Source organism: Methanofollis ethanolicus, from assembly GCF_001571385.1.
GTDB lineage: Archaea > Halobacteriota > Methanomicrobia > Methanomicrobiales > Methanofollaceae > Methanofollis > Methanofollis ethanolicus.
On record NZ_BCNW01000001.1, the window covers coordinates 1,977,550 to 1,988,530 of the forward strand.

The 10,981-nt window shown below is 57.1% G+C and carries 5 protein-coding genes; 3 read left to right on the forward strand and 2 right to left on the reverse strand.

Annotated elements, in window-relative coordinates:
• Nucleotides 1–6 precede the first annotated feature (6 nt).
• Both MEFOE_RS09660 and MEFOE_RS09665 read left to right on the forward strand, forming a co-directional pair.
• Nucleotides 7–1,149 (forward strand): glycosyltransferase family 4 protein, encoded by a 1,143-nt coding sequence (locus MEFOE_RS09660; RefSeq protein WP_067051538.1) that lies wholly within the window; start codon nucleotides 7–9, stop codon nucleotides 1,147–1,149.
• A gap of 7 nt (nucleotides 1,150–1,156) precedes the next feature.
• A complete protein-coding gene (locus MEFOE_RS09665; protein WP_067051540.1) occupies nucleotides 1,157–3,343 on the forward strand; it encodes a DUF2206 domain-containing protein in 2,187 nt (728 codons plus the stop codon).
• A gap of 690 nt (nucleotides 3,344–4,033) precedes the next feature.
• Here the strand turns inward: MEFOE_RS09665 and MEFOE_RS13790 are convergent.
• Together MEFOE_RS13790 and MEFOE_RS09675 are read right to left on the reverse strand one after the other, a co-directional pair.
• On the reverse strand, nucleotides 4,034–7,459 hold the full coding sequence (locus MEFOE_RS13790; RefSeq protein WP_153015936.1) for a right-handed parallel beta-helix repeat-containing protein: 3,426 nt from the start codon (nucleotides 7,457–7,459) through the stop codon (nucleotides 4,034–4,036).
• Between the two features lie 417 nt (nucleotides 7,460–7,876).
• Complete coding sequence (locus MEFOE_RS09675; protein ID WP_153015937.1) at nucleotides 7,877–9,253, reverse strand: hypothetical protein; 1,377 nt, start codon at nucleotides 9,251–9,253, stop codon at nucleotides 7,877–7,879.
• A gap of 322 nt (nucleotides 9,254–9,575) precedes the next feature.
• On the opposite strand from MEFOE_RS09675, the gene MEFOE_RS09680 reads away from it, so the two are divergent.
• Nucleotides 9,576–10,808 (forward strand): glycosyltransferase family 4 protein, encoded by a 1,233-nt coding sequence (locus MEFOE_RS09680; protein ID WP_235809655.1) that lies wholly within the window; start codon nucleotides 9,576–9,578, stop codon nucleotides 10,806–10,808.
• Nucleotides 10,809–10,981: the final 173 nt, after the last annotated feature.

The following is a 10,981-nucleotide window of genomic DNA, read 5'->3' on the forward strand; positions in this document are numbered from 1 at the left end:
ACATCTATGGAACCAAAGCCTCGCATTGTCCTGATCACATCGCGGTGGTTCAAGAACCAGAACCTCTACTTTACGGCTTTGAAACTGGTGCAGATCCTGAAACCCCTTTCCCGGGACATCACCTGGATCATCACCGAACAGGAGGACAAGAACTACCCTGCAGGCGAGTTCACGCTCCTGAAGATCCCCGACCGGACGGTCGAGAGACCTCTCCTCGTCCGCCTCTGGTATCTCGTCCTCCACCAGATGCGGGTGGTCCGCCAGGTGCTCTGCCTCGGGAAGGACCAGGACATCGTGATCTTCGCATTCGGTGCCGACTACTTTGTCCTCCCGATGCTTGCCGCAAAACTGAAGGGAAAACAGGTGGCCCTCCGTACGGACGGAAGGACCTCCCGCGTCATCGGGAAGTACTGGCAGAAGAAAAACCGTCCCCTGCAGATGCTGTACCAGGGGGTCGAAGCGGTCACCTACGGAATATCCGATGCGATCATCCCGGAAAGCGAGGCCTTCATCGGCCTCTACGACCTCGGGCATTACGAGAAAAAGACCTGGCCGGGCAGTCTGTACGTCGACACGGCGCGTTTTGCCGTCCAGAAGGGGATCTCGGAGAGGGAGTACGACCTCGGGTTTGTCGGACGTTTCTCCCGCGAGAAAGGGATCGTCGAGTTCGTCTCCGCCCTCGGGACCGCGCTGCATGGAGAAGAGTGCCGGGTGGCCCTCATCGGCGACGGCGACCTCAGGGGTGAGGTCGAGGCCATCCTTGCGCGAGATCATATCCAGGCGTCTGTCGACGTCATCGGCTGGATAGACAACGCGGACCTCCCCCAGTACCTGAACACTATCAAAGTCCTTGTCGTGCCGTCGTACAGGGAAGGACTCCCCAACATCGTGCTCGAAGCAATGGCATGCGGGTGCATCGTCCTTGCCACGCCTGTGGGGGGGATACCGGCCCTGGTCAGGGACGGCGTGACCGGGTTCATCTCCGAAGACAACGCGCCTGCAACTCTCTCACGGAATATCAGGCGGGCACTGAGACACCCCGGCAGGGAGGGTGTCGGCAAGAAGGCGCGGGAACTGATCGAGCGGTCCTATACGTATGACGCCGCGGTCAGGCAGTACGGACAGATACTCGCACACATATCGTCATGAGGTCATCATGGAACTCTCTGCACGCGAACGTCTGATAGCCCTCGTCGGGATTCTTCTTCTCTTCGACGGGGCCTTTCTCCTGGACATACCAATCCTGCGCGAGGTGCTGGGAGCAGTGGTCATCGCGGTCATCCCGGGCATGCTGATCCTCTCCATCGTCAGGCCGGGAAAGATCACCCTGCTGGAATACTGTCTCCTTGCCGTCGGGGCGAGCATCGCCTTCCTGATGATCGGCGGACTGCTGTATAACAATCTCCTGATGTATCTCGGAATCCAGAACCCATTTTCCGGACGGTTGCTCCTCGACTTCTACAACCTGGCGATCATCGCCCTCGCCGCGGTCTGGTACATCGCCAATAACGATAGGTCGTTTTCTCTCCCGGATCTGTCGATGAAGGCGGCGGACATGGCGTTCCTCCTGCCGGGTCTGGTCTTCCCGTCACTGAGCGTCCTTGGCATGCACCAGATCAATACGGCCGGGAACAACCTCCTCCTTCTCGGCCTCCTGATCGCCGTCCTCGTCTATATCGCCGCGCTGAGCATCTGCCATGCAAGGGTCTCGCCCTGGCTCATGCCTGCCGCCATCCTGCTCCTGAGCGTCACCCTCATCCTGCCGCTCGCCCTCAGATCGAACTATATCATCGGGACCGACTCGCACTTTGAGTATTTCACCTTTATAACCACGCTGGAGAACGCGCACTGGTCCATCATCGGGAGCGCGCAACTCGACTCGTGCCTCAGCATATCTATCCTGCCGTCGGTCTTCCAGATCTTCACGGGCGTCCCGCCGATGATGCTTTTTAAGGTTCTCTTTGCATTGATATTCTCGATCTCTCCCCTGATCGTCTATAGCATTGCAAAACAGTACCTGGCCAGGGTCTATGCCTTTCTCGCCGCGGCATTTTTCATGATCCAGCCTCAGTTCATGACGGCCGCATCGAACAGCAGGACTGTCCTCGCCCTGCTCTTCTTTATGCTGACCATCATGCTGCTCCTGAACGAGGGGCTGAATCCTGCACGGAAGAAGGCTCTGATCGTCCTCTTCATCGCTGCCGCAATTTTTTCCCACTACTCGACGTCGTTTATCTTCTTTGGAATCCTGGTTTTTGCATGGGTCGGGACCGGCATCCTCTCCCTCAGGTACCCTGTCCGTCCCGCGCCGTCGGTCGATATCCTGGTGATCTTTCTTGCCCTGATGTATGTCTGGTACGCCCTGGTCACGGTCGTTCCGTCGCAGATGTTCCTGGAGTTCATCGACAAGACCATTGAAAACCTGGACCAGTTCCTGACGCCAGGGACGCGCGGCCAGGACGTCCAGAGGTTATTCGGCGCACATGCTCTCGACAAGGGCCTCCCCTATGTTGTCCAGCTGGCACTGTCCTGGGTCAGTATCGGCCTCATCGCGATCGGGTCTCTTGCAGTGGCCCTGGACCTCAGGCGCACGGTCCTTCCGGGCAGGGAGACGGCGGAGTACCTGAAGAAAAAGTTCAGCGGCCTGTTTTTTGTCCTGGTCATCATCGTCACCGGTCTCCTCGGCCTGATGGTCGTCGTGCCCTATGTCTCTGACGGATACGACCTCGCCCGGGTGCTCCCCCTCTCCAACACGATCCTTTCGGTCATGTTCGTGGTCGGGGGGATTGCGATTGCCGAAGCCCTGCGTTTTGTCGTACGGTACCCTGAAGAGAGGGGACGGAGAGAGCAGCACCTGACCCCTTCGCGGGGCGGCGGACGGGACATGCTGCTGAAGATGTCGCTGGCGGTGATCCTTGTCGTCCTGCTCCCGTACTTCCTCTCGGTGACGGGCGTCCTGCACACCCTGTACGGCGACCACCGCGATGTCGTCTTCCATGCGGACGGGCCGCAGTACGACATGAAGTATGTCCATGAAACGGAAGCACAGGGCGCAGTCTGGTTAAAACAGAGGATGGATCCGGAGATGAGAATTTTTGCCGACGGCTTCGGGATATCGCGGCTGATGAGTCTGGGTATGATGCCGCCCTCGTCTCTTGCCTCCTTTGTCCAGTACGGCTGGGTCTCTCGCGAGAGTTATGTCTATCTCAGGCACAAAAACGTGGTGGACGGCAACCTTATCGATTTCGACGGGAAATACCGCGACATGGACGAGTTCGCCCAGCTTTTCCGGCACAAGAGTAAGGTTTACGCCAATGGCGGGGCCACGATCTGGACCGGGTGAATGAAAGGAGGGTTCGAAGGTCGAAGACCGTCTCGAATCCCTCCGGGCGTCCCCGAACTTAGGATCGGACCGGGGAAGACAGAACCGGAAATAAATGGGGAAAATTCCATCCCCTCCAATTCTAATAGTGGGGAGATCGGGGAGCTCTGCCCCCCGGAGAAGAACGCCGATCTGCCGCCGCCATAGATACTCACGGATCCCGGATCCGGGCAATATCCGCCCCCTCTCCCTCCTCCTCGGCGGCACCGGGGGGACCGGGAGAGGGGGCGGCATTACCTGAAGTCATACCGACGGCGAGAGGGCGTTGAGTCCTGCCGGATTTTGTCCTGTTTCGCCCACAGGCCCCGGCATTCCGGGATCGCCGGATCTCCCCGGTACGGCCCCGGATGGGAGGCGCAATGCCCAGATCGGGGGTTGATTCGAGCGTATTTGACCCGGATGCACCTGGCAGAGCAGCACTTGATTGGGAAGAAACAGGGTATCACAGGGAGAGAGATTGCCGTATCCCTGCCTATCCTGATGATGGGGGGTGCGACCGAAGGGAGCTTGAAAAAACCGTAGGTTTTCGAGTGGTGACCATAAGAAGTCGAGAATTCCCGGCAAGCAGGAGGACGGAAATTATCACCGGGCAAAAGTGCGTGCGACCCTGGAGGGAGAGGGGAATTAAAAAAAAGGTTAGGGGCGGATCATTTACGCGTTGCTGATCGCCCATTTCACGGCTGCGTCGAAGAGCGCCCACCCTTCAGGTGTGGTGCTGGCTGCGACCTGGTCGTGGAGGAAGAAACCGACACGGGGTGCGGGTGCCTTCATGCCGACCATATCGGCGCCGGTGTCATAGGCGAAGACCGTCACCTTGTCGGGCTGACCGACAATGGTGGCGACCTTCGTTGCACCTGCAGACGGAAGGCCGTACATCTCCGAACCGGCAGTGCCGGTGACTTTCACCGTGCCTTCGAGGCCTGCCGCGAGCGGGCTTGCCGCATCGGCGATGGCCACCTGCGTCTGGCTTGCAGCCGCAGAGTAGTCGGTGCCGCGGGAGGTGCCGGTCATCCTGAGGTCGTCATAGAGCCAGGCCTCGCAGGAGATCACCGGCACGGCGACGTTTCTGAGCGTCGTGCCGACAGTCCCGCCGCCAAGGCTGGACGAGATGATGACCAGATCCTTGCCTTCTACATCTGCTGCAGTGACAAGGTTGTCTTCCTTCGTTGTCACGGTGTAGCCCGCGGATTCGAGGTGCTTCTGGATCGCAAGGTCACCGGTTTCCAGGGTTGCTTTCCCGGTGATGAACAGCACCTTTGCAGGTTCGCTGGGTTCGGGTGTGGGTTCGGGTGTGGGGTCAGGGGTCGGGGAGACTTCCGTCGAACCGTCCGTACCCGCAGCCCACTTTACAGCTGCATCGAAGAGCGCCCACCCTTCGGGTGTGGTGCTGGCTGCGACCTGGTCGTGGAGGAAGAAACCGACACGGGGTGCGGGTGCCTTCATGCCGACCATCTCGGCGCCGGTGTCATAGGCGAAGACCGTCACCTTGTCGGGCTGACCGACGACGGTGGCGACCTTTGCCGCACCTGCAGACGGAAGGCCGAACATCTCGTAGCCGGCGGTGCCGGTGACTTTCACGGTGCCTTCGAGGCCGGCGGCGAGCGGGCTCGCCGCATCGGTGATGGCCACCTGGGTCTGACCTGCAGCCGCGGCGTAGTCGGTGCCGACCACGGTGCCGGTCATCTTGAGGTCGTCGTACTGCCAGGCCTCACAGGAGATCACCGGCACGGCAACGTCCTTGAGAGTCGCACCGACAGTCCCGCTGTTGAAGCTGGACGAGATGATCACGACGTCCTTGCCCTCCGCATCTGCCGCGGCAACAAGGTCGTCTTCTTTCGTCGTTACTGTGTAGCCCGCGGACTCGAGGTGGTTCTTCACCGCTTTGTCGCCGGGGCTCAGGTACGAGTTCCCGATGACCAGCAGCACCTTTGCAGGTTCGCCGGGCCCGGGTGTGGGTTCGGGGGTCGGTTCCGGCGTGGGTTCGGGGGTCACGTTCCCTGAATCGCCGGCTTCAGCCGCCCATTTCACGGCTGCATCGAAGAGCGCCCACCCTTCGGGTGTGGTGCTGATTGCGACCTGGTCGTGGAGGAAGAAACCGACACGGGGTGCCGGGGCCTTCATGCCGACCATCTCTGCGCCGGTGTCATAGGCGAAGACTGTCACCTTGTCGGGCTGACCGACGACGGTGGCGACCTTTGCCGCACCTGCAGACGGAAGGCCGAACATCTCGTAGCCGGCGGTGCCGGTGACTCGCACGGTGCCTTCGAGGCCTGCCGCGAGCGGGCTCGCCGCATCGGTGATGGCCACCTGGGTCTGACCTGCAGCCGCGGCGTAGTCGGTGCCGACCACGGTGCCGGTCATCTTGAGGTCGTCATACTGCCATGCTTCGCAGGAGATCACCGGCACGGCAACGTCCTTGAGAGTCGCACCGACAGTCCCGCTGTTGAAACTGGACGAGATGATCACGACGTCCTTGCCCTCCGCATCTGCCGCGGCAACAAGGTCGTCTTCTTTCGTCGTTACCGTGTAGCCTGCGGACTCAAGGTGATCCTTCACAGCTTTGTCGCCGGGGCTCAGGTATGAGTTCCCGGTGATCAGCAGCACATCCTTGCCATTGTCCGATTCAGGGGTGGGTTCGGGTGTGGGCTCGGCCGTGGGTGTCGGGGTTGGTGTGATGGTTGGTGTGGGTGTTGGAGTTGGGATCGGTGTGGGCTCAGGTGTCGGGGTCGGAGTCGGCGGGATCACCGGACCAATGACCTTGGTGCCGATGAAGTTGGTCTTCGCGCCGGTCACCTCGACATTGGAGACCTGCACCAGACCGTTCGCAGAGGCCTGGTTGTTGATACCTGTTGCATATCCCGAGATCTTCGAGTTTGCGACCTGGATGGACGCTGGAGCGGAGACCTTCGACTGCACCCTGATGCCTGCGGTCGAGCGGGCCTTGTCGGACGAGATGGTCAGCCCGTTCATGTTCACCTTGGAGCCGCCAGCAAGGAAGAGGACTGGTTCGGGGGAGTTCGCAACCGAAGACGATGCGATCTGCAGACCGCCCGCACCGACACTGAGGATGCGGAAACCGATCAGTGAGCCCTTGTCGCTGGACCCGCTAATGGAACTGCCGTCGGGGTAGTCGCACATAAAGCCGACGATGTTGTCCTCGGAGATACAGTTCTCAAGGGTCATGCCCTCCATGACGATGTACCCGGCACCGAAGTCGGGGCTGGGTGCGCCTGTCTTCTGCTTATAGCCGTTGTCACGGCTGACACAGTCGATGAGCCTGACGTTCTTCAGCGTCGGGGGCGGTTCGGAGTGGAAACCGGACTCCCAGGTGCCCTCGGCGACGCACCTGGTATAGGTGACGTCCTGGACAGTGTCGATGTACTCGGCGATGTCGAAACCGACATCCCAGGCCTCGCCGTACTGGTGCCTCTCACCATAGTACTGGTCGTACCTGCCGCAGTTGATGGCCTGGCAATCCGTGTACCTGATGTTCTTGACGACAGAGGGGGTACCCCAACCGGCACCGTTGTGGACAAAGCCCCAGCGGTCGCAGTCGATCGCCTTACAGTTGATGAACTGGATGTCTTCGACTGTCTTGCTGTACGCGTAGATTATGAAGGCGGCCATGTACGAGTTGTCGACATTGTACACCTTCACATTTTCAATGATGTGGTGGGACGAACTGATGTAGACGCGTCCTTTCCCGTTGATCTGGAGATCGGACACTTTTACATTGCTCACGCTGGAGAGAGAGACTGCTGCGGATGAGACAAAATTCAGAAATGTCGCATCTTCGCCTTCCCCTTTGAGGGTCGTGGAACTTTTCGGGACGACATTTCCGTCCAGGGTGTAATGACCCTTGGAGAGAACGACCGTACCGCCTGCGGGGAGGGCAGCAAGTGCCTTGTTGATCTCAACCTGATCGCTCGTGCCGTCACAGACATAATCTGCCTGATTTTTTACTAAGTTGCTGCTGTCGCTTGCTGCAACAACAAGGGATGCCGCGCCTGCTGCCTGAACAAGACAGGAAAGTAGGGCTAATCCCGCAACTAGTGTTAATAGTGATGCTAATCTCATATACTATCCTCTTAATCCGTTCGTTCTTCACCTTCTGCTCGTTTTTTGGTTTTTTGTATTACAAATAATTAGTTTCGAGTAGCCACATATAAACAATTCTATTTTATAATATCCGCATAATTATCGAGTATTATTGGATAATATGGAGATAGATGACAATAAAAATATAAGGGCGCTCAGAAATGATATTGGATTGAACAATTTATATATATAACAAAGAGCACATGACCGAAGAGCCAGGAAAATATCTCCCCCATCTTCAGAACATTGCTACAGGACAAATTGCTAAAATAACTTCATTGTCGGGACTATTAAATATTTTTAATCGCAATATCATTTTCAGACAAAAGGAATCAAATGTCATTCACCAGGCACTTGTGGGCCGGTTATGCAATTAAAAAAAGAAATGGCCACGAATTATATAGTGATCACATTGCAATTTATAAAATTTTTCTCTGACCCTATCACCGACACATTCGCGACCTTCACACGTCCCCGATTCTCCGCCAGGTTGACGATACCCGGATCATACCCCGAGATCACGCTGTCCCTGACAAAAATTCCGTCCGGGTTTCGTGCCAGTGCATTCACGGTAATCCCGGCAGCAGGGCGCAGGGTCTGGGAATGGATCGCCATATCCTCCAGGGTGACGTTCAGTGTCGGCCCGGTCCAGACATAGACCGGTTCAACGGTGTCCTCGGTGGCGCATGAGCGCAGGTGCAGACCTTTTTCTCCGATGGTCAGCATCAAAAAACCCTTCTCCGACCCCCTATCAAGACAATTGACAAGGTAACTGTCATCGACCCTGGAACAGTGAAAGCCTGCGGTATTGTTTTCAGAGGTACAGTTTTCAAGGTACATCCCCTCATTCACCAGAAATCCTGCACCGAAGTCCACCTCTTCTCCACCAATCTTCTGTTTCTGGGCATTATCACTGCTGGTACAGTTTATGAGTCTTATATTGGTAAGAAGGACGTGAGATTCGGCATGAAACCCTGACTCCCAGCATCCTTCGGCATGGCAGTCGATATATGAGATATTGTCCGCGCTCTGGAGAGACTCGGCGATATCGAAACCCACGTCCCAGGCCTCGCCGTACTGGTGGTCGACACCATAGTACTGGTCATACCGGCCGCAGTTGATCGCCTGACAGTTCGTATAGGTGCAGTCCCGCACAATGTTCGGTTTTCCCTCACCAGAGTGGACAAAACCCCATCGGTCGACGTCTACGGCCCTGCAATTGACGAAGGTGACATTTTCGATCACTTCATTGGCCGCGTAGATCATGAATGCCGCAATATAGGAGTTGTCCACATGGAAGACCTCCACGTCCTCGACATCAACATCTGACGTGCTGATATAGACACTGCCCTTGCCTGTGATCCCGAAGTTCGAGAGGCGTATGTCCTTCCCGGAGTTCATCCTGACCGAGCCTGCAGAGAGGAAGTTCAGGACTGTCATGTCCGGGCCCTGCCCCATGAGTGTGGAGTTATTCGCGGGGTCGAACGAGTCAGTGCAGTAAAATGTGCCGTCCATCAGGACGACCGTGCCTCCTTTCGGAGGGAGAGCGCGGAATGCGGCAGCGATCTCTTTTTGATCGTCCTGGCCGTCGCAGACAAAGTCAGGGGGGTATGGCGTCTTCACCGCGCTTGTTTGTGAGGCAACAATAACGACCGGCCCAGCAGGCCATGGAGGACGTTCGGGTTCGGGGGTGACGTTCTCGTCGACGCGGGGAGGAACAGGAGCCTGAAAAATTATAACGGCAATACCTGTCAGAACAAGGATGAATGCCACCGCCAGAATAATTATCCTTCGTTTATCCGCAGATATCAACTGTTTTCACTCCTTTGAGAAGGACAAACGGTACGAACTGACAGACCCGGAAAAGTTTCCGATCCCCCATTACGACCGGGAGATCCTCCGACACTCTTGCCCCATTTCATCAGCAGGCAGACTCCACTATTATGCTGGTCAATTAAGAACCTTTCGTTCATTTTTTTCGAGCCCCGGTGCAGTATACCAATCAATCGCCCTGTCGGAGATACGCAAAGGAGTCGACCCTGGCGCTCCCCCTCCGGAGGTATCTTTATATCCGGATGTGCACTTACAGCGTGTGATGCCGGGAGATGGGAGCGGCCTGGATATTTTGTTCATAGAACCTTTGAAATCATTCGAAGGTGCCAACGGGAAAGTAACTCACAGTTGCGAACTCATCGACGGACTTGCAGCCCGACACAACAGGCTCCATATCTTTTCGACCGTCGACCGACCCTTTGTGCATACGGACAAAATCATCTGCTCTCCCATACCTGACCGGGGCAATCTTCGACTGTACGGAAGTATTGTCAGGTCCCTTCTTCGCAAGGGTTCTTCCCGGAGATATGACGTCATCTATACCAGAAACTCGTTTTTCGGGGTTCTGGGAGACCTGTTTTTCGGAAGGATCCATGGCACGCCGATCATATGCGAGGTCAACGGCTTTTTCGGAGACGAGATCAGACTTATCGACGACAATCACTCTTCATCATTCATTGCCGCATGGATGAACCAGACCCTCTGTACCGTCTCCGAACTGTACCTGCTCAAGAGAGCCGATGCGATCATCGCCGTGACGGCGGGGATAAAGCGCCACCTGATCGAAGAGTACGGGGTGGACGAAAAAAAGATCACCGTCATCGAAAACGGGGCGAACACCGGGATCTTCAGGCCCGGCGACCAGGAAGAGGCGCGAAATAAGCTGGGCCTGGACATCTCGGCAAGATATGTCTGTTTCACCGGCAATTTTGCCCCCTGGCAGGGCCTGCCCGACCTGATCAGGTCCATTCCCCTGATCCGCGACACCTGCCCGGCAGCCCGCTTCCTGCTTGTCGGCGACGGCGTGATGAGAAAACAGTGTGTCGCCCTGGCAGACGAACTTGGAGTCGGCGATAGAATCTGCTTCACCGGGAGGGTGGCCTATGAGAGCGTACCCGACTATGTCACTGCCAGCGATGTCTGCGTCGCACCGTTTATCAGGGATAGAAATGACAAAATCGGTCTTTCTCCCCTGAAAGTTTATGAATACATGGGGTGCGGAAAACCTGTCGTGGCAAGCGACATCGCAGGTGTCAGAGAACTGCTCGACCTTTCAGGAGGGGGCATCCCGGTCAGACCTGAGGACCCGCAGGCCATCGCTTCGGCTGTTACGATGCTCCTGGTCGACCGCGAGAAGCGGATGCAGATGGGGAGGGCCGGGTGCGAGTATGTCCGAAAAAACAACAGCTGGGAGGTCGTCGCCCGGAAGGTCGGAGAGGTCTGCTCGGAGGTCGCGTCACGTCAGTCTCAGAATGGCCGGGGACACCGACGATAATTTCAGGGAATTTCTGGACATTCTGATCTCGATGAGAAGTATGCCTGTTACCGGGATTGATTGAAAAAAGATATAATTGGCTTTGTAGAAATCCTCCTCCATCGGTTGATAGTGCGTGCCGATCCTCTGCCTTCCCGTTCGCCTGGGGACTTTTGCCCCCGGACCCCCGCGCG